This window comes from Gottfriedia sp. NPDC057991 (assembly GCF_042886615.1).
Classification (GTDB): Bacteria; Bacillota; Bacilli; order Bacillales; family Bacillaceae_G; genus Gottfriedia.
Window position 1 is genome coordinate 396217 of the sequence record NZ_JBHVQN010000001.1, and the last position, 22105, is coordinate 418321.

Sequence of the window (22105 nt, forward strand, 5' to 3'; positions counted from 1 at the left end):
ATTGAAACGAGTATTTTTGCTCATTATGATTCTAGTACTTGCCCTTTGTACATGGCCTATCGAAAAAGATGTTTCTGCAAATAAGAAAAAGAATAAAGTAACTCCTGGAATTGAAGTACTTTTAGCTGATCAGAAAGAACTTTTAATAGGAAAGAAAGTCGGCTTAATTACCAATCCAACGGGTATTGACTCAAAATTAAACAGCATTGTCGATTTGTTGTATGAGGATCCAGATATCGAACTAACAGCTTTATTCGGGCCTGAGCATGGAGTTCGCGGTGATGCCCAGGCTGGAAGTTATGTAGAATCGTATATTGACGATAAAACTGGACTACCTGTATACAGCCTCTATGGAAAAACAAATAAACCAACAGCTGAAATGCTTAAAAATGTAGACTTACTTCTCTTTGATATACAGGACGTGGGTACACGCCACTACACATATATCTATACCATGGCATATGCAATAGAAGCTGCAAAAGAAAACGATATTCCAATTGTAATACTTGATCGTCCGAATCCACTAGGTGGACTTTCAGTTGACGGTCCTGTTCTCGAACCTGACTCCTCATCCTTTATTGGCTTGTACCCAATACCAACAAAGCATGGAATGACAGTAGGAGAACTCGCTACTTTCTTCAATAAACAATATAAAATTGGAGCAGATTTAAAAGTCGTCAAAATGAAAGGCTGGAAACGTTCCATGGACTACGACGAAACGGGACTACCTTTTGTTTTACCATCACCTAATATGCCAACAGTTTCAACAACATTTATTTATCCAGCAACTGGTCTAATTGAAGGTACAAATGTGTCAGAAGGACGCGGAACAACCAAGCCGTTTGAAATAATCGGCGCACCTTATATTAATGGAAAAGACCTTGCAGCAAAGCTGAACGCATTAAGACTTCCGGGTGTAAAATTCAGAGCGGCATCCTTTATACCAATATTTTCAAAACATGCGGGAAAACTGAGCCATGGTGTTGAAATCTATGTCACGGATCGAGAAAAATTAGAAGCGGTCTCAACAGGACTTCATATCATTAAAACAATTCATGACATGTACCCGAATGATTTTGAATTTCTATCAAACAACTTCTTTGATAAATTAATCGGAAACGACTGGATCAGGCCAATGATTCTCGATGGAGATTCCGTTACAGACATCATGAATAAATACCAGAAGGAACTGGATGAATTTAAGAAGGTTCAAAAAAAGTATTTGATGTATAAGTGATTTCCTAAAAAAGGATGAGATTAATATATTTCATGCTTTTTTTGTTGCCATCTACTTGTAAAAATTTATTTTTCTAAAATTACCGAATAAACTGAAAAAAATATTGACGCGAAGATATTATGATGATAGTATTTTTCTTCCAGTCAAAAAAAGTTAGGAGGCGAAAAAATTGATTACAGTAGATGGTTTAAGTAAATCCTTCAAGGTAGCGAAACGTTCTTCAGGAATTAGGCAGGCAGTGAAGGGGCTTTTTTATCGTGAGCATACGATTGTTGAAGCGTTGAATGATATTTCTTTCTCTATTGAACCGGGGGAAATCGTAGGTTATATTGGTCCGAATGGCGCAGGGAAATCTACAACGATAAAAATCATGAGCGGAATTTTGGTTCCAGATCGAGGGACGTGTAACATATTGGGATACACTCCATGGAAGGAAAGGGCTTCCTATGTTAAACATATCGGTGTTGTTTTTGGGCAACGGTCTCAATTGTGGTGGGATGTACCCGTCATAGACTCGTTTGAGCTTCTCCGTGATATTTATAAAATCCCTCAAAACGAATATCAAGATAATCTTGATCTACTTGTTGAAACACTCGATTTAAAAAGTCTAATACACTCACCTGTACGACAATTAAGCTTAGGACAAAGGATGCGTTGTGAAATCGCTGCATCATTACTACATAGTCCTAAAATTTTATTTTTGGATGAACCTACTATTGGACTAGATGCTGTTTCAAAAATTGCCGTACGCGAGTTCATTAAAAGGATAAATAAAGAAAAGGGCGTTACCGTTATCCTTACAACACACGACATGAATGATATTGAAGCTTTAGCTGATCGGGTTATTTTAATCGGTAAAGGAAGTCTATTATTCGATGGGAACTTGACTGAATTACGAAAACATTTTGGGACTCATAAAACGATTACGGTAGATTATAAGGCGGACTCAAATCCATTTAAAATTCCTGGAACTACAATGATTTCATGGTCTCCTGAAAGGGCAATTTTAAGTTTAGATATTGAACAAGTTAAAATATCTGATGTGATTTCCAGTTTATCAAGTAAGGTTGATCTACTTGATGTGACGATTGAAGCACAACCGATTGAAGAAATTATCGTAGATTTATATAAGGAGTTTCAAATATGAAGCCATATGTATCTGTACTAAAACTACGATTAATGAATGGAATGCAATATCGTTCAGCAGCATTGGCGGGGGTAGCAACACAGTTTTTCTGGGGATTTATGTACATCATGATCTTTGAAGCTTTTTATAGTCAAACAGTACATTCTCAACCACTTTCCTTAAAAGAAATCATTACATACTTATGGTTACAACAATCCTTTTTAGCTTTCATTATGCTGTGGTTTCGTGATAATGAGCTTTTTGATTTAATTACAACTGGGAATATCGCATACGAGCTCTGTAGACCATGTGAAATCTACGGATTTTGGTATTCAAAACTTTTAGCCCAACGCCTGTCGAGTGCAATTCTACGGTGTTTCCCAATTCTACTTGTTGCATTCTTATTACCTCAACCTTATAAAATGACGTTACCACCAAGTGTCTTAACCTTTGTGTTATTTTTGTTTGCCCTTATTTTTGGCTTACTTCTTCTTGTTTCGATTTCGATGTTTATTTATATTTCAGTATTTGTGACAATGTCTCCTATAGGCTCCTTGTTACTGTTTGGGGTAATTGGGGAATTTTTCTCTGGATTAACAATTCCAATTCCACTAATGCCAGCGTGGCTTCAGACTTTAGCTAATTTCCTACCGTTTAGATGGACAGCTGATTTTCCATTTCGAGTGTACTCTGGTAATATACCTCAAAATGAAGCTTTAATCGGTATCGTTGTACAAATTGTTTGGCTATGTTTACTTGTTTGGCTAGGAAAAATCGCCTTTAATAAAGCCTTACGAAGAGTCGTGGTCCAAGGAGGTTGACCCAATATGAGACTATATTTTAAATATCTACTTATTCTCTTTAAATCACAAATGGAATACCGCACATCTTTTTGGCTACTAACAATTGGCCAGTTTTTAATCCCATTCTCGATGTTTGCAGGTCTTTACTTTTTATTTGAACGGTTTGGACAAATAAAAGGATGGACTTTTTACGAGGTTGCGCTTTGTTTTGCGATTATCCATATGGCCTTTGCCTTAAGTGAATGTTTTGCCCGTGGATTTGACAATTTCTCTAGTCTAGTAGCTAGCGGAAGTTTTGATCGAGTACTTGTTCGTCCAAGAAGTACAATTGTTCAGGTTATGGGTTCTAAATTCGAGTTTACTAGAATTGGTAGATTGCTTCAGAGTTTATTTGTTTTGATATGGGCATTAAATAATCTCTCTATCGAATGGAGCAGTATGAAAGTAGTAACTGTTATTTTGATGATTATTAGCGGAGTCTTTATTTTTACCGGAATCTTTATCCTTGCTGCTACGATGTGCTTTTGGACAATACAAGGTCTCGAAGTGGTTAATATTTTTACTGATGGCGGAAGAGAGATGGCACAATATCCATTAAATATTTATCAGAAATGGGTAACAAAATTTTTTACATTTGTTATCCCATTTGGATGTGTGAATTACTTACCTTTAATGTACATTCTAGATAAGACGGAGGGGAAAGCGTATCTGTATATGTTATCGCCAGTAGTGGGGATTATTTTTATTATACCTTGTTTACTAGTTTGGCAGGTTGGAGTAAGGCATTATCGATCGACAGGTTCGTAATACTTTAAAGACGCAATCCATTAATTGGGTTGCGTTATTTTATTGAAGAACATTAAACATTTTATAGAATCGTAATATTTTATTAGAACTATATGTAATAAATCAATATTGAGGTTGAAACAGTTAAACATACGCTAACATTAATTATAAATCTTGTGAGATTTCTATCTTTCCAACTAGCATAACTAAAGATCAAAGTTGATAACGCGAGGATAATCTGATACCAAATAGAAATAGTAAAGCCATCTTCTTTAATCAAAGAAATGTATCCAATTATTATACAAGGGATCCAAATTAAAAAGAATAATTTTTGAAATTGTGACAGTGTTTTCATTGGCATCTTCCTTTATTAAAAATGGTCTTTCTTTAATCTTAACTCTAGATATAATTTAATGTTAACAGATTTACATTTGACTTTATTTAAACAAAAATGAACTATACGTGAATATTTTAGTTTTCTTATTGGGTATAACTATAGAAAAACTATTGAAATGAACTATCTAATTTTAAAAAAAAGACATCAAAACTAATTCTAATTGATGTCTTTTTTGTTATTTAGCTGTAAATTTATATCATTGAAGATTTATATTGAAAACAAATAGTAAATTTTCGCTTAAAAAAAGTTTATTTAACAATAATTTTTCGATAGACCACAGTTGTATTCCCAGTAAAATCTTTAACAGTATACGTTAATGTGTAAGTTCCTTTTTTCTTTGTATTTACCGTGCCCGTAATTTTGATATATTTTGTTAAATCTCCATCTGCATTATCCTTAGCAGTCACACCCGCTCTTGGATTAAAACTTGAATTCAATTTAATGATCTTAGTTGTCGCTCCATAAATAACAGGCTTTGTCATATCTTTAACAGTAATTTTTCGTGAAATGATAGTTTTATTTCCAGATTTATCACTAACAGTATACGTTAATGTATAAATGCCTTTTTTCTTCGTGTTAACAACTCCTGTTACTTTTATCGTTTTCGTTAAATCTCCGTCCACATTATCTTTCGCTATAACTCCTGTTAGTGCATTGAAGATAGAACCAAATGCAATGGTTTTACTACTCGCACCTGAAATAATTGGTTTGATATTATCAATTACTGTTATCGTTCTAGTTAAAGTTGTTTTATTATCTGAAGAATCACTTACTGTATAAGTGAGTTTGTAAGTACCTACTTTCTTTGTATCTACACTACCTGTAAGTTTAAGAGCATCCGTTAAAACCCCATCCACATTATCTTGTGCTGTGACACCAGTAAGTGGATTGAAAGTTGAATTAATATTTATCGATTTATTTGTCGCTCCAGTAATAACAGGTTTGATGTTATCGATTACTGTTACGTTTCTAGATAAAGTTGTGGTATTACCTGATGTATCTCTTACTGTATAAATTAAGTTGTATACGCCTTTTTTATTTGTATTAACACTACCTATAATCTGAATTGATTTCGTAACATCACCATCTACATTATCTTGAGCGGTTACCCCTCTCTTTGCATCAAATGGTGTATTGATATTGATGGATGTGTTTTCAATACCTGAAATAATAGGTTTAACCAAATCAATGACCGTAATGTGTCGATTAACGGTTGTGACATTATCAAATGAATCACTCACACGATATGTTAATGTATAAACATTTGGTTTAGTATTGTCTATCGTTCCACTTACTTGGATATTCGCTGTAATATCACCATCATTATTATCTGTTGCATACACACCTTGTAAGTTATTAAACAGTTCACCAACGTTAATAACTTTATCATCTGCTCCGACAATAATTGGTTTCACTGTATCCCTTATTATGACATTTGTTCCTGTACTTACGTTACCTGCAGCATCAGTAGCAATTATGGTTAATTTGTTCCCTGCAGTTTGCAGAGGAATATAAACTGAGAAAGTTCCATTATCTTTTGCAATTGCTGTCCCTAACGTAATAGAATTTGATTTTACAAGTACGGTTGAATTTGCTTCAGCGGAACCTGTCACAACTACCGCTTTGTCTGTCACTTCATCTACGATTGGTTTATTTGGTGCAGTTACATCTTTTACAGTTATATCTACATTTTCACTTTCATTCCCAGCTACATCAGTAGCATTTATTGTTACGATTGTGCCTGCTTTTAGTTTATTAATGGAAAACGAAAACTTACCATCACTACCAGCGTTAGTTGTACCGATTATATTTCTTCCTAGTTTTACGGTGATGGTAGAATTTACCTCTGCAGTTCCTGTTATAATAGTTGATTGGTCATTTATTTCATCTATCGTAGGTACATTCGGTGGCACGATATCATCATTCACTCTAAATGTCTTATATAATAGGTCTCCTGCGATTGGATAAGTTCCAAAATGATTGCCTACTTTATCAGCAAAATTTAGATAATAAACAGACCAAGTTCCATAGATTGCGTTTTCAGGTACAGTATATTTTGCTTCGTAACGATTTGTACTTGAATTGTAAGCTAGACTAATGTAGTTGGATACATTTAAACTTCCAGGTCCTTTTAACATCATTGTTTTATCTGAATTCTTATCACCTATACCTGATTCTAAATCTTCAGCTTCAACTTGAATTAAAATGGAATCACCAGGGCGGACCGCTTTTTTATCAAAGTTAATATTCTTAATCGTTGGAGGTGTAATATCATCACTACCATTAATGACTGTAAACGTTTTATATAGCGGGTCTCCTACTATTGGATATGCTCCAAAGTGATTCCCCACTTTATCAGCAAAGTTTATGTAATACACTGCCCATGTTCCATTTACCGCGTTGGTTGGCACCGTATAATTTGCTTCGTATTTATTTGTGCTTGCGTTGTAAGCTAGACTAATGTAGTTGGATACATTTAAACTACCAGGACTTTTTAACATCATTGTTTTATCAGAACCCTTGTCACCTATACCTGATTCTAAATCTTCCGCATCAACTTGTATTAGAACTGTTTCCCCAGGTTGAGCTACTGTTTTGTTAAAACTGATACCATTAATTTTAGGTGGTGTTGTATCTTTACTTCCTTCATCTACCATAAACGTTTTATAAAGTTTGTCTCCTTCATTTAGATACGCTCCGAAGTGATTTCCAACCTTATCTGCGAAGTTTATATAATAGACAGACCAAGTTCCGTCTGTAGCGTTAGATGGTATCGGGTATCTTGCTTCGTATTTATTGGTACTTGCGTTATAAGTTAGATTAATATAGTTGGATATATTTAAACTACCTGGTCCTTTTAACATCATTGTTTTATCAGAAACTTTGTCACCTATACCTGATTCTAAATCCTCCGCTTCAACTTGTATTAGAATCGTATCCCCTGGTCGAACTACCGTTTTATCAAAACTGATATTTTTTATCGTAGGTGGTGTGATATCTGTTTCAGCGAATGCGGATATTATATTGCCAAATACAAAAACGAATGTTAATGCGAATGCAACCATTAGTTTTATTGACCTTAGAACCATTTTAAATTCATCCCTTCGAAAACCTCTTTTGTTTATTACTCCTATTTAAAATATGTAACCAGTTTATTAGATTTCTATTTTAATTGAAACCTCTTCCTCGTCAATCCAAATTGCTGACATACAAGAAACCCTCCATTCATATGATGATATTTTTATGTTACTTAATCATTTTAAACCAACTAATTGAAATGTGTAATGGTAACATTCTATATAAAGAACTTAGGGTTCAAAAATATTTTTAAAGACAGTTTTTTATTCTAGTTAATTATTATATGGTAAAAAATAAATAGAATTTAAAAGGAAGATGCAATTTATAATGAGTCATTTTTGTGAATAAGGTAGGTAGTTGAAATGAAAGTAAGTAAAATTTTAGGGGTAATTGGGATAAAGTTTACGGAGTTTTGACGTAGTAACACAGATCACTCTATATTTAAACTCATGAAAGTATGGCTAATACAGGTGATGGGTATTCTGTTGTAAATGGAACAGATAAAGTGGAAAGATATTCATGATATATAAATACATTCTATTAAAAATCAATTTTACTAATAAGTGATGGTTTATTTCATCCAAAATTGGATTTAATTCAATTTAGATAGGCTGTCTAATGCACAGTGCAATTAATAACTATATTATTGAATAAAAAGGATTTTTGAAAACAATGAAAAAACAAATTAAAGTAGTCGGAGCAGTCATACGAAACAATCAAAATCAAATACTATGTGCCTTACGTTCACCTGAGATGAGCATGCCAAATAGCTGGGAATTTCCAGGAGGAAAAATTGAAAAGAACGAGAAACCTGAAGAGGCGTTGGTTCGTGAAATACAAGAAGAATTAGGCTGCGAAATATCTATAGCTGATTTAGTTGAAGATGTCATTCATGAGTATCCAAATATAATTGTAAATTTGATAACATACGAAGCCAAGATTATAAGCGGTGCGCCAGTAGCTAATGAGCATGCGAAGATAGAATGGAAAGAAATTTCTAATTTAAAGGAACTTGAGTGGGCACCAGCTGACCTTCCTACGGTTGAGAAATTGATTAGATAAAAAGTATATAAGTTATTGCTGATCGATTAACAATAAAACTAAATAATTTAGAATGATGTCGAACAATTGATAAAAGAAATATTACTTTGTGAATTTGAATTTTTTTCCATATCCCATATAATAATAAATAAGCAACTAAAGTGTACATACTAGATGAGTTAAGGAAAATTCTTGTAAAACATAGGAGGAAAATATGGGAAGATTAGTTCATTTCGAAATTCACGTTGATAACATGGAACGTGCAAAGAAGTTTTATGGAGAGGTATTTGGTTGGTCGTTTCAAGATTGGAGTGAATATGCAGGGATGCCATACTTTGGCGCAGTGACAGGCAATGAGGACGAAATGGGAATTAACGGTGCCTTAATGCAGCGCCAAAGTGCTCCTCCTGAAGCAAACCAACCATTAAATGGATATGCATGTACCATGGGAGTAGAAAATTACGATGTTACGGAAGCTAAAATTGTTGAAAATGGTGGCAAAGTAGCAATGCCTAAATATGCACTTCCTGGAATGGCATGGCAAGGATACTTCATTGACACTGAAGGTAATATTTTTGGGATTCATCAACCTGATGCTAATGCAAAGTAATTTATGGGTTTGATTTGTCATTGATAGATAAGGGGACCTCTTATTTGTTGTGTGACATGGTTAAGAACGAAAACAAACCTTTGTATATATATTTATAGAAAAAGAGAACAATTTAAAGTTGTTCTCTTTTTTTAGCGTACTTACAGAAACAAAAGTCAACTGTCGGCAGTTGACTTTTTATATTTCAATTTCTACAATTGGGAATAATAAAATAATCGATTCTATTAGAATTGTTCAAACACAAAATTATATTCGGCATTTGTGTTTTAAACTGGCGATTTTAAATTATTTTGTCGATTGACTGAAAAAGTCATTAATAAGTCTTTCGTACAACTTACTGTTTTTAGGGATAGTATATAATTCTTTGTTTCCATCTAATTTCATTCGGAGTGCTCCTGAATCCGCATTAAACCATAAACGGTATTCTCCTAATTGATATAAATTTTTGCTTTCTTCCACTTTACTTTCTTCCACTTTACTTTCTTCCATTTAGTTTTCCCCCCCTTTACTAACTAGCACATAAAAGATTTTTCGTAACATACAATTTTACGTTATATATTGCCATACCTTTAAACCATCATCATAAGGTAGCTCTATTATTTAATACAACGTTATAGCCGATCATCGACTTCACCTTAATAATCAGAGACTTCCACGACCCTAGTAGCTATCCCCCTGGCAATAATGCCTTGTCTAGTTGAATTATATTAAATATCTATAATAACAGAATCATTATCCATTATATTATTAGGTATTGAATCTTGAATGAACAGCTTATACGCAACGTTCCCTATTGTATTAGTTGCCACTGCATCTACTGTTCCACCAATTATTCCTCCAGCTAAGGGAACCATTTTTCCTAGATTAATAACTCCCTTTTCTCCAAACTTTGTTAATAATCGAAAACCAACTGCTTGATTGATTTTTTTTATAACTTCAAAAGGAACTTTTTTAATGCCTGATACTGCAAGTTTTTTTCCGATTTGAATACCTGCATTTTTAAGAATATCTTTTGCTCCATTACCAGCTAGGCATGCATAAACAAAGGATTTAACCTGATCATCTTTAAGATTATATCCCCCCATATGAGCAATAGCAGCTACCATTCTCATTTGAACTAAAATTACACTAGTTATGTTGGCTGGAATAGCAATAGGTAAAGTAATAAGTCCGCCTAAACCTGTTAAAAACCCACTTGTGGCACTTTTAGTGTTTTGCCATAGGATTAGACTTTTTACTTTTTCTTCAAGAGTTCCACCCTTTTGAAGGTAACTATCAGCTAACTCAATTGCAGAGTCCATTCCTGGTACACCACCATTAATTGCTTTATCATAGGACCAATCTAATGCATTCATAATTGCATCGTGTGTGATAGATTGTATTTTAGACATTTTTTCACCTCTCTTTATGTATTTATGGAAATATTATACTGTATTTCTCTTTTTTATTGTAAAAATTAAAAATATTGAAACAACGTAAGGGGAAATGTGAGAGAAATTTTAAGGAAATTCAATTTACAATGTAAGATTGTTAAAACACAAAATTGCCATATTACTCTAATTTTCTGGAATATTTTTCATGGTATTCTTAAAAATGATATCGCATTTCTTCATAATATAATCAGTATGAAAAGGAAAAATCTTATGAAAAAAATTATATTTATAGCGCTAATAGTTATTCTTATTACAAGTGGGTATCTATTTTCAAAAAGCAAGACATTCCAAAATTACACAAACAATATCCTTGATTTACTTAATTTTAAAAAAGAAAATGATTATTTAAATGAAAAGATGAGTAATGAAACATCTTTAAAAGCAAATATAACTGAATTTAAAATTGAAAATAAAGAATTAAAAATGCTAAAAGAAAGACTATATAAAGAAAGTCAAAGTTACAAAACTGATGTAGCGGTCGTCACAAAAAGAGATTTTGATACTTGGAACAGCTTTGTTGAAATTAATAAAGGTTCTAAAAATGGTGTGAAAATAAATACAAATGTAATGACATCTCAAGGCCTAGTAGGTAAAGTAATCGAAGTCTCAGAGAATAGTTCAATAGTAGAATTATTAAGTGCGGTGAAATATAACTCATATATTTCAGTCCAACCAAATAATAATCATCAATTACAAGGTCTAGTTAAAGGAGCAGATGAGAAAACTGGCTATTTAAAAATGACTCTTTTCAATGTAAATGATAAATTAAAAGCTGGTGAAATCATTGTTACTTCTGGTCTAGGAGGAATCTATTTACCGGGTATTGAAATAGGTAAAGTAAAAGAAGTTAAAATTGATAATTTAGGTCTAAATCAAACAGCATATATTTAACCTTTATATGATTTAAACGACTTAGAGTACGTTATCTTATTGTTAAGGAAAAAATAAAAAGGAACGAACAATAGAAAAAGAGAACAATGTTAGTGTTGTTCTCTTTTTTGCATAATAATCCCAGTACATAAAAGTAGGTGTATGTTAATGCTACAATTCCAAGAAAGAATTCAAAAATATGAATATAAGCTAAACGATACGGATGATCAAATAGTCGAATTCATCCTTAATAACAAAGAGGAAGTTGTTGGCTACTCTATACAATATTTAGCTGCTCGATTGTATACTGTTCCGAATACAATTACGAGATTAACAAAAAAATTAGGATTTGATGGATTTTCTCAGATGAAGAATAGTTTAAAAGAGGAAATTATTAAGCAGGATGTTTTTACAGAAGAGGATAGTATATCATTTAACATTCATAAAACGATTGGATTAATTGATAAAAATAAGTTAGTCCTCACTTCGAAATTAATTCAAGAAGCACGTAGAGTACTTTTCTTTGGTGTAGGTGATACTGCGCCATTTTGTGAAATGATGATAAAAAATCTAAAAGTAGTTGGTAAACAGGCTGAATATTATTTCCACCGACATGATATGTTATATGAACTTTCAAGATTAGAGTCTAAAGAAAATAATTTATTATTTTTAATTTCATTATCAGGAGAAACGGCTCAAGTATTGGATATTGCGGAGTTTGCAAAACAAAGAGGAATTAAATTAATTTCACTGACACATTTTAGTAAAAATTCTTTACAACAAATTGCGGATGTTAATTTGTATTGTTATTCTCCTAATCAAAAGTTTAATGAATACAACATTACGGATAAAACACCTTTATTGTTAGTACTTAGAGCTTTATCTGAATTTTACTGGAAAGCGTCGAAATGATGTGTATAAATACACACTAAAAATAAAATTTTACTAAAAACTGTGTAAAAATGAGAAGTATCGAGCTTCTTATTTTTTTTTTGCTATGATGAAGTCAAAGTAGTCCATTAACTAATGAAAGGGGTTACAAGAATGCAATTAAAAAAGTTAACTTCAGAAGCTTTAATCAGTACAAAAATGTCATTTTCATCGAAAGAAGAAATCATAAAATACTTAGTTAAAAAGTTGGCGACAGAAGGTAAAATCCATTCTGAAGAAGAGTTTTACGATGCAGTGATGGAAAGAGAAGAACTTTCACCTACTGGTTTTGAAGGTGGTCTAGCAATTCCACACGGTAAATCTTCATCTGTTAAAGAATCTTCGTTCGCAATTGTTACACTTGAGAAACCAATGGGTAATTGGGAGAGTATCGATCCGAATAATCAAGTTGAATTAGTGATTTTGTTAGCCATTCCAAAAGAAGAGGAAGGTACAACACATCTAACTTTATTAGCTGAATTGGTTACAAGATTATCAGATGAAGAGTATAAAAATAATTTACTTCATGCAAGAACAAATAAAGAACTATTTGGTCGTCTTGATGCACCTTTACAACCTACTAATCTGAAAGTCTCTCCAAATGGTGATAAAACAGTATTAGCTATTACCGCTTGCCCAGCTGGCATTGCACATACATATATGGCAGCGGAGGCACTTGTGAGAGCGGGTAATGAATTAGGAATTAATGTATTCGTTGAAAAACAAGGCGCAAATGGAATTGAAGATCGCCATTCGTTTGATTTGATTAGAAAGGCTGATGCGATTGTATTTGCGGTAGATGTTGCGGTAAAAGATGAAGAGCGATTCAATCATCTTCCAAAAGTTAAAACATCTGTAGCTGCACCAATTCGAAACGCAAAAGGAATCTTAGAACAAGCTCTCCAAAATGTGGGAAGTGCGCCTATATCAGAAATGGCCGAAAGAAGAGAGAAACATCATGAAGTAGAAAACAAATCTATTAAAACAGAAATTAAGGATTCTCTTTTAACAGGAATCTCTCATATTATCCCAGTCATTGTAGCGGGTGGTATGACATTAGCAGCGGCAGTCTTTATTGCTCAAGCATTTGGTCTTCAAGATGTATATGCCGCAGAAGGATCATGGTTATGGCTATTACGCCAATTAGGTGGTTCTTTATTAGGACAAATCATGATTCCGATTTTATCAGCGTACATGGCGTACTCGATAGCGGATAAACCAGCATTAGGGCCAGGTTTTGCAGCAGGGGTCGCGGCTAATTTAATAGGCAGTGGATTTTTAGGAGGTATGCTTGGAGGATTACTAGCAGGTTATTTCTTAAAGTATTTAAAAGTAAAAGTCAAACCTAAAGGGACTTTCGCAGGATTTGTTAGTTTCTGGTTCTACCCTGTAATTGGGACGCTTGTTGTTGGTTCAATTATGCTTTTTGTAATTGGTAAGCCATTAGCTTTCTTAAATGAAGGATTAATTGATTGGCTTAATGGAATGAGTGGGACAAACGCGATAATACTTGGAGCAATTTTGGGAGCTATGGTTTCATTTGACCTTGGTGGTCCAGTAAACAAAGCTGCTTACACATTCTGTATTGGTGCAATGGCGAGTGGAAATATCGTACCTTACGCAGCATTTGCATCTGTCAAAATGGTTTCTGCATTCTCGGTCACTGGAGCAACGATAATTGGTAAACATCTATTTTCTGAACAAGAAAAAGAAATTGGTAAACAAACATGGTTACTTGGATTAGCTGGAATAACAGAAGGAGCAATTCCATTTATGATTAACGATCCACTCCGAGTGATTCCTTCATTAATTGCTGGTTCGGCCGTAACAGGAGCGATTGTTGCTTACTTTAATATTGGTTTAAATGTTCCAGGTGCTGGGATTTTCTCATTAGCTTTACTTCAAGGAAAACCAGCCATAGTAACTGCAAGTATTTGGTTTGGAGCGGCCTTAATTGGAGCAGTCATTTCAACAATTTTACTGATCATGACAAGAAGACAAAAAATCCTTAAAGATATACAAGTAAAATCATCACAACAAAATGTAGCATAAGAATGGAGGCACAAAATGAAAAAAGTTCATATCGTCCCACATATGCATTGGGACAGAGAATGGTATTTTACAACAGAAGAATCTAGAATTCTATTAGTTAATAATATGGAAGAAATTATGGAAATGTTAGAAACAAATCCTGATTATCCTTACTATGTATTAGATGGACAAACTGCGATTTTAGAAGATTACTTTGCGGTTAAACCAGAAAATAAAGGGCGAGTAAAAAAACTAGTTCAAGAAGGTCGATTAATTATTGGACCATGGTATACGCAAACGGATGAAATGATCGTCGGTGGTGAGTCAATCGTTCGTAACTTATTGTACGGAATGAAGGACTGCGAAGAGTTTGGAGTACCGATGAAAATTGGTTATCTTCCAGATTCGTTTGGACAGTCTGCTCGAATGCCGATGATTTTAAACGGATTTGATATTAAGCATTCAATTTTCTGGAGAGGGACATCTGAACGTCACGGAACAGATAAAACAGAATTTTATTGGGAAACAGACGATGGTTCAAAGGTATTAGTTCAATTATTTCCGCTAGGGTATGCAATCGGTAAGTATTTACCTGAAGATGAGGAAGTACTGAAAGCTAGAATTGATAAGTATTTTACGGTACTTGATCGTGGTTCAACAACTGATCATATTATCTTACCGAATGGTCATGATCAAATGCCGATTCAAAAGAATATTTTTACGGTCATTGATAAGTTACAAAAACTATATCCAGAGCGTGAATTTTTCTTAAGTAAATATGAAAATGTTTTTGAAAATCTAGAAGCACAAAAAGACCTTGATACATTGAAAGGTGAATTTTTAGATGGGAAGTACATGCGTGTGCATCGTAGTATTTACTCGACTAGAATGGATATAAAAGTAGCGAATACTAGAATTGAAAATAAGATCACTAATATTTTAGAGCCACTTGCATCAATCGCTTATCGATTAGGATTTGAGTATCATCATGGTCTGATTGAGTTAATATGGAAAGAAATTATGAAAAATCATGCGCATGATAGTATTGGGTGTTGCTGTTCTGATAAAGTACACAGAGAAATTTTAAACCGTTTTTATTTAGCAGAAGAGAAAGTTGATCAACTAATTAATTTTTATAAACGTAGAATTGTTGATTCGATGGATACTACTAACCAAAATGATCGGATCACACTTTTTAACCTACTTCCTTATGAACGAGCTGAAGTTGTGACAACAAGCGTTATGACTAAGTTAAAATCATTTAAGCTTGTTGATCATGAATCGAATGAAATAGATTTCGAAATTATCGAAAGTAAGATTACTGATCCAGGATTAATCGATCGTCAAATTGTTCATTATGGAAATTATGATCCATTCATTGAATATACAATTCGGTTAAAGGATACGATTCCATCAATGGGTTATAAGACTTATTTTGTAGTTGAAAGTGATTTAGTCAAAAACAAAATAACTTGTTCTGCAAAGGAGATTGAAACAGATTATTATGAGATTAACGTTAATCCCAATGGAACTTTGAATATTTTTGATAAGCAACTTAAGCAGAGCTTTACAAATGTTCTTCGTTTGGAAAATGGTGGGGATGATGGGGACGAATATGACTTCTCACCACTTTTAAATGAGGAGTTAATTTATAGTGATTTTGTTCAAGCAGAAACAAAAATTCAACAAAATCGGTATGGCTCAACGATTGAAATTAAATATACATTGGCTGTTCCGTCGAACTTAGAAAAACGAAAAGAAAAAATTATCGATGGTGCTGTCGACGTTCATATTGTTGTGAATGTTCCAAATCATAAACCTAGACTCGATATAAAATTTGAAGTGTATAATCAAGCGAAGGATCATCGAATAAGAGTATTAATTCCAACTGGTATTGCTTCAGCTTTCTCGGTATCAGATAACCAATTTGGTTCAATTAAACGAGATGTTGTAGATACGGCAATTTATGTGTGGGAGGAAGAGAATTGGGATGAACGTCCGGATTCAATTTATCCTATGTTGAGTTATGTTGGTTTAGTTGATAATGAATATGGGGTTAGTGTTTTAACAAATAGTACAAGAGAGTATGAAATTGTTGGTGGGAAATTTGATACGATAGCGATTACTTTGTATAGGAGTGTTGGTTTTCTGGGGAAGGAAGAGATGGTACGTAGACCAGGGAGACCATCGGGTATTAAGTTGCCTACTCCGGATTCTCAGATGATTGGGAAGTTTTCGTTGGAGTTTGCGATTGCGACATATAATAAGGAAGAGAATGTTGCGAGGATTGCTAAGGAGTATTTAACTCCGGTTGTTGCTTATAATAAGATTCCTTATGATGCTATGAAGTTGAATAGGTCTTGTGTGAAGACGCCGTTTGAGTTTAGCTTTTTTAGGGAGAGGTCTTCGAGTGTGATTTTGAGTACATTGAAGAAGGCTGAGAAAGGAGATGGATTTGTTTTACGTTTTTATAATGCATCAGAAAATGAAGAGTATGCTTTTTGGCAATTTTATGATGAAATTGATCAGGTATACAATGTTAATTTAAATGAAAAAGTAAAAGAAGAAGTATTTGTAAACGATCAGCAAGTTGGAATTAATGTGAGAACAAATCAGGTTAAATCGATTTTGTTCTAAGACAAAAATATATGTTTTTAAATCAAAAAAGGCTATTTTTCGTTTTATTATTAACGGAAAATAGCCTTTTTCTGATGGGTATTGTGGAAGCTTAGGTGACATTAATAATTTTATCTAATATTTATTAGCTATTGCTGGCTATAGAATATTTAATTTCATGTATAGATTGCATCTTACTTATATAACATAAAAAATATTAGAGTGGAAAGTTGCTTAGGAGGAAGCGCTTTGAATAATTTTATTGTTATGCAAGGACGCACTTATCATGAAGAAAAAGAACTAGGGATTATTTGGTCTCCACAGCAGGATAAAGGAAGTAATGTACCACATTCATGGCAACGAATGAAGGAAATCAAAAAAGGTGATAGGATATTTCATTACGTAAAAGGTAATATCGTTGCTATAAGTACTGCCATAGATGAGTGTATAAAAGCTAGTAAACCCACTATAATGCAAGGTCATAGTCAATGGAATGACGAGGGGTATTTAGTAAATGTAAAATATTTTGAATTAGATTTACCTTTAAATGTGCGAGAAAATTTTAATGATATTTCGCCTCTTTTACCTATAAAGTATTCGGCATTTCAGCAAGATGGAAGTGGAAACCAAGGCTACTTATATCCTTGTAACGAGGAACTAGCAATAAAGTTGCTAGAACTAATTAATGAACTGAATATTTATCAAATAAATGAAGAGCAATTAGAATTATCCATAGATGCAGTAAGAAGAACTGAAAACATTACGTTAATACATGTTATATCAGCGACGGAATTAGAAGCGAAAGCTAAAATTAGATTAGGGCAACATAAGTTTAGAAAAGATCTATTAGAACTCTGGAAAAATAAATGCGCATTGTGTGATATAAATTTAACGGAATTACTTAGAGCTAGCCATTCGAAACCATGGAAAGATTGCAATAATAGTGAACGTTTAGATCAATACAACGGCGTGTTGCTCTGTTGTAATCATGATGCACTTTATGATAAAGGATTGATTGCATTCGATGGCAAAGGGAATTTACACATTTCTTCAATAATTTGTGAAGAAAACTATATGACTTACGGGCTAGACAAGAGGATTAATATACAAATGCATTCCAAAAATAAAGAATATTTCATTTGGCATAAGAAATTTATTTATAAATATTAATAAGTGCTTATTAATGTGCTCATGTTCTAAGTTTATATTTACATGGAAAATTTAAACAAAGGATAATAGTTCATCTTAATGATATATTTTAGAAGAAGCTTTTTATATTTTCAGCAGATTAGTTTTCAGTCTTAATAACTGTATACCAAAAAGAACCTGCTCAATTTTTTGAGTAGGTTCTTTTGTATTCTAAATACAGAAAATGTAAATCGAAATGACAATAATCATAGTATTAGGTATTCTTTTAAGTTAAAATCCAAATTAGAAATAAATAAAAACTGTAGTGATTGGGGATCGTATGGTGAATTTTATTCAAAAACTAGAAGAATCTTTACACAAGGGGTTTATAGATCAAAAACATAATTATAATGGGAGTTTTGCTCCTAAATTACTAGTCAATAATACTAAAAATAACGAAAATGTATTATCTACATTATTAGAAGAACTTGATAATTGTAAGTCTTTTTATTTTTCAGTAGCATTTATTACTGAAAGTGGACTAGCCATGCTCAAGTCTCATTTACTTGACCTTAGGCGTAAAGGCGTAAGTGGTCGCATTTTAACTTCGACTTATTTAAGTTTTAATCAGCCTAAAATTTTTAGAGAGTTAATGAAGATTTCGAATGTTGAAGTTCGATTAACAAATTTAGAGGGATTTCATTCTAAAGGTTATATCTTTAATAATGATACTCACTATTCATTAATTGTTGGGAGTTCAAACATTACTGCCAATGCTTTAAAAGTAAATTATGAATGGAATATAAAGCTTACCTCACATGAAGATGGTGAAATTGTTCGCCATTTTCAAGAGCAATTTGAAGATGTTTGGGGAAAATCTCAGCCATTAAATCATGAGTGGATTGACAGTTATGAAAGTGCTTATAATCAGTTAGTTGAGAATAGAGTTTTCGATCGGATATCAGATTTCCCAGTATTATATCAAACTAATCCAATAGAAGAAGCGTTAAAAATAGTGCCAAATAAAATGCAACAGACGGCATTAGCAGAAATTAAAGCAGTTCGCGAGGCTGGAAAAGATAAAGGATTAATTATTTCAGCTACAGGTACAGGGAAAACTTATCTTTCAGCATTTGATGTTAGAAGTTATATGCCTAAGCGAATGTTATTTATTGTACATCGTGAGCAAATTTTACAGAAGGCTAAGTCAGATTATATAAAAGTACTTGGTGGAATCGAAGAGGATTTTGGTATTTTATCAGGTACAAATAAACAAAAAGATGCTAAGTATTTATTTGCTACAATTCAATCGATTTCTAAAGATGAAACACTACAACAATATGATCCTGAAGAGTTTGATTATATTTTAATCGATGAGGTTCATAAAGCAGGAGCTCAATCTTATCAAAAAGTAATCAATTATTTTAAACCAAAGTTTTTAATGGGAATGACCGCGACCCCTGAGCGAACTGATGATTTTAATATTTATGAACTATTTGATTACAACATCGCGTATGAAATTCGTTTACAAGAAGCGCTTGAGGAAGACATGCTTTGTCCTTTCCATTACTTTGGAGTGACTGATCTTGAGTTCGGTGGAGAAACAATTGATGATGCTACAATATTATCAAAGTTAGTAACTGATGAACGTGTTAACCATTTAATCGATAAAATTGAGTACTATGGTTATTCAGGTGATAAAGTAAAAGGTCTAATTTTCTGTAGTAGAAAAGAAGAGGCTGAAAAGCTATCAATTGCATTGAACCAAAAAGGCTATAATACTTTTGCTTTAACAGGGGATCATTCACAAGAAGAAAGAGCTAGAAAAGTAGAACTATTAGAGAATGGAAACTTGGATTATATCATTACAGTTGATATTTTTAATGAAGGTATCGATATTCCATGTGTTAATCAAGTAGTAATGCTCCGACAAACACAATCCAGCATAATATTTATTCAGCAACTTGGTCGAGGTTTACGAAAACATGATTCAAAAGATTTTGTTACGATAATAGATTTTATAGGTAACTACCGAAATAATTATTTAATTCCGATCGCACTTTCAGGAGACAAATCGTTAAACAAAGATAGCATTCGAAGAAATATGAAGGATACAAGTTATATTAAAGGTGTCTCCTCTATTAATTTTGAAGAAATAGCTAAGAAGTTAATATTTAGTTCAATTAGTAATAGTAATTTAACAGAGCTGAAAAAACTTAGAGAGGCATTTGTTGAACTAAAAAATAGAATTGGAAGAGCTCCATTTCTATATGATTTTGTTACTAACAATTCAATTGATCCAAATGTAATCGTAAATAAATATCCGAACTATCAACAATTTTTATTGAAACTAAAAGAAGATGTTCCTTTATTAAGTGATTATGAAGACAAGGTTTTAACATTCCTTTCTTTAGAAATATTAAATGGTAAACGTAAGCATGAAATACTTCTCTTGGAATTACTTTTAAAAGGTGGAGTAATAAAGATGAACGATTATATCGATCATTTGAAAGAAGCTAATTGTTCAATTGATGATTCAGCGATAAATTCTGTTAAAAGGATTTTTGATCTTTCATTTTTTACAATATCATTTACAAGTAAATATGGTGAAATTCCAATTGTAATCTTAGATGAAAATAATAACTTTAGATTAAATGGTTCAATTATTGAAAGCTTACAAATTAATGATCACTTTAAGAAAATGGTTTGGGATGTTATAAAAACATCAAAAGAAAAGAATACCAAGTATCAATCTGATGTACCACTTACTCTGTATGAAAAATACACAAGAAAAGACGCTTGCAGATTGTTAAATTGGGCAAATGACGAAAGCTCAACAATGTATGGTTACAAAACAAAATATAATACTTGTCCAATATTTGTAACCTATCATAAACATGAAGAAGTAGAGTCAAGTGTGGCATATGGTGATGAATTTATAAATCAAGAAGTCTTAAATTGGTTTACTAGAAGTAATCGTTCATCGGAATCAGAAGAAGTTAAAAAAATAATAAATGCTAAAGAAAATAATATTGATATTCATATCTTTGTGAAAAAGGATAATGATGAAGGTGGAGATTTCTACTATCTTGGAAAAGCACTTCCTGACAAAAACACGGTTAAACAATCGGTTATGTTAGGTAAAGATGATAAAGAACTTCCGGTTGTCCAGATGAATATGATCATGGAAAACAGTATTGATAGTAAGTTGTACTATTACATTATTAGTGGTGAAAATGAAGAATAGATTGCTCTAATTTCTAGCTAATTTTAGAAAAAATTACTTCCTTTATTTAATTTGAATAATCTTTACAATATAATAGAGTTAAATAAAATGATTAAAGGGATGTAAAAATGAAAAAACAAATTAAAGTAGTTGGTGCGGTAATTCGAAACAATGAAAATCAAATTCTATGTGCTCTTAGATCAACTGAAATGAGTTTACCAAACCTATGGGAATTTCCAGGTGGTAAAATTGAAAAAGGTGAAAAACCTGAGGAGACTTTAGTTCGAGAAATTAAGGAAGAATTGGGTTGTGAAATTGTAGTTTCAGATTTGGTTGAGGATGTTGTCCATGAATATGATGCTATTATTGTAAATCTGTTAACATATGAAGCAGAGATTTCTTTAGGTACTCCAGTTGCAACTGAGCATGCAAAATTGGAGTGGAAAGATGTTTCGGAATTAGAAGAGCTTGAATGGGCTCCGGCTGATATTCCTACAGTAGAGAAGTTAGTGAATTGAAAAATAGAGTCCTCCTACTTAATAGGGAACGCCATTTATTGATTCTTAAATATATCTATCATATCGGCGAATATTATTTGAAAGGTCGAGAATTAATATTTAAGTGTAATATTTTATAATAATTTTTATTAGAATTAAAAGCATGGGCTCGATAATGAATCGTTCTCATGCTTTTAAGTTTGTATTTGTATATATATCGAAGGTTAATATATAAGTTGTAACAATTTAATTTATAGTAAAGACATAAGTAAAATTTATTAAAAATAAAATGTAGG

Annotated in this window: 16 protein-coding genes; 13 read left to right on the forward strand and 3 right to left on the reverse strand. The window is 32.6% G+C overall.

Features of this window, described 5'->3' with window-relative positions; translation table 11 throughout:
* Positions 1-25 precede the first annotated feature (25 nt).
* From ACFVR2_RS01870 to ACFVR2_RS01885, 4 genes are all read left to right on the forward strand, one after another.
* Entirely contained in the window at positions 26-1237 is a 1212-nt protein-coding gene (locus ACFVR2_RS01870; RefSeq protein ID WP_387360420.1) for an exo-beta-N-acetylmuramidase NamZ family protein, read from the forward strand.
* Between the two features lie 169 nt (positions 1238-1406).
* Positions 1407-2384, forward strand: coding sequence for an ABC transporter ATP-binding protein (locus tag ACFVR2_RS01875; RefSeq protein ID WP_387358384.1), 978 nt, complete (start codon positions 1407-1409; stop codon positions 2382-2384).
* Positions 2381-3184, forward strand: coding sequence for an ABC transporter permease (locus ACFVR2_RS01880; RefSeq protein WP_387358386.1), 804 nt, complete (start codon positions 2381-2383; stop codon positions 3182-3184). The genes ACFVR2_RS01875 and ACFVR2_RS01880 overlap by 4 nt, the downstream gene beginning before the upstream one ends.
* Positions 3185-3190: 6 nt before the next feature.
* On the forward strand, positions 3191-3973 hold the full coding sequence (locus ACFVR2_RS01885; protein ID WP_387358388.1) for an ABC transporter permease: 783 nt from the start codon (positions 3191-3193) through the stop codon (positions 3971-3973).
* Between the two features lie 624 nt (positions 3974-4597).
* Here ACFVR2_RS01885 and ACFVR2_RS01890 read toward each other — a convergent pair.
* The gene (locus ACFVR2_RS01890; RefSeq protein WP_387358390.1) at positions 4598-7438 is read right to left on the reverse strand and encodes an immunoglobulin-like domain-containing protein; all 2841 of its coding nucleotides are present in this window, start codon (positions 7436-7438) and stop codon (positions 4598-4600) included.
* Positions 7439-8099: 661 nt separating this feature from the next.
* Here ACFVR2_RS01890 and mutT point away from each other — a divergent pair.
* Together mutT and ACFVR2_RS01900 are read left to right on the forward strand one after the other, a co-directional pair.
* Entirely contained in the window at positions 8100-8489 is a 390-nt protein-coding gene (gene mutT, locus ACFVR2_RS01895; protein ID WP_387358392.1) for an 8-oxo-dGTP diphosphatase MutT, read from the forward strand.
* A 193-nt stretch (positions 8490-8682) separates the two neighbouring features.
* On the forward strand, positions 8683-9078 hold the full coding sequence (locus ACFVR2_RS01900; RefSeq protein WP_387358394.1) for a VOC family protein: 396 nt from the start codon (positions 8683-8685) through the stop codon (positions 9076-9078).
* Positions 9079-9363: 285 nt separating this feature from the next.
* Here ACFVR2_RS01900 and ACFVR2_RS01905 read toward each other — a convergent pair whose 3' ends face one another.
* Positions 9364-9567, reverse strand: a complete 204-nt coding sequence (locus ACFVR2_RS01905) for a hypothetical protein (RefSeq protein ID WP_387358396.1) — start codon at positions 9565-9567, stop codon at positions 9364-9366.
* Between the two features lie 218 nt (positions 9568-9785).
* Positions 9786-10469, reverse strand: coding sequence for an EcsC family protein (locus tag ACFVR2_RS01910; protein WP_387358398.1), 684 nt, complete (start codon positions 10467-10469; stop codon positions 9786-9788).
* Between the two features lie 252 nt (positions 10470-10721).
* Here ACFVR2_RS01910 and mreC point away from each other — a divergent pair, with 252 nt between their 5' ends.
* From mreC to ACFVR2_RS01945, 7 genes are all read left to right on the forward strand, one after another.
* Positions 10722-11402 carry a rod shape-determining protein MreC gene (gene mreC, locus ACFVR2_RS01915; RefSeq protein WP_387358400.1) on the forward strand — a complete coding sequence of 227 codons (681 nt, stop codon included), beginning with the start codon at positions 10722-10724 and terminating at the stop codon, positions 11400-11402.
* 147 nt (positions 11403-11549) lie between these two features.
* Positions 11550-12293, forward strand: a complete 744-nt coding sequence (locus ACFVR2_RS01920) for a MurR/RpiR family transcriptional regulator (protein ID WP_387358402.1) — start codon at positions 11550-11552, stop codon at positions 12291-12293.
* 132 nt (positions 12294-12425) lie between these two features.
* Positions 12426-14363: a PTS 2-O-a-mannosyl-D-glycerate transporter subunit IIABC gene (gene mngA / locus ACFVR2_RS01925; RefSeq protein WP_387358404.1), complete on the forward strand. Its 1938-nt coding sequence runs from the start codon at positions 12426-12428 to the stop codon at positions 14361-14363.
* A gap of 15 nt (positions 14364-14378) precedes the next feature.
* Positions 14379-16979, forward strand: coding sequence for a mannosylglycerate hydrolase (gene mngB, locus ACFVR2_RS01930; RefSeq protein WP_387358406.1), 2601 nt, complete (start codon positions 14379-14381; stop codon positions 16977-16979).
* Positions 16980-17207: 228 nt separating this feature from the next.
* A complete protein-coding gene (locus tag ACFVR2_RS01935; protein ID WP_387358408.1) occupies positions 17208-18128 on the forward strand; it encodes an HNH endonuclease in 921 nt (306 codons plus the stop codon).
* A gap of 298 nt (positions 18129-18426) precedes the next feature.
* Complete coding sequence (locus tag ACFVR2_RS01940) at positions 18427-21333, forward strand: DEAD/DEAH box helicase (RefSeq protein WP_387358410.1); 2907 nt, start codon at positions 18427-18429, stop codon at positions 21331-21333.
* Positions 21334-21440: 107 nt separating this feature from the next.
* On the forward strand, positions 21441-21830 hold the full coding sequence (locus ACFVR2_RS01945) for a (deoxy)nucleoside triphosphate pyrophosphohydrolase (RefSeq protein ID WP_387358412.1): 390 nt from the start codon (positions 21441-21443) through the stop codon (positions 21828-21830).
* Positions 21831-22105 lie beyond the last annotated feature (275 nt).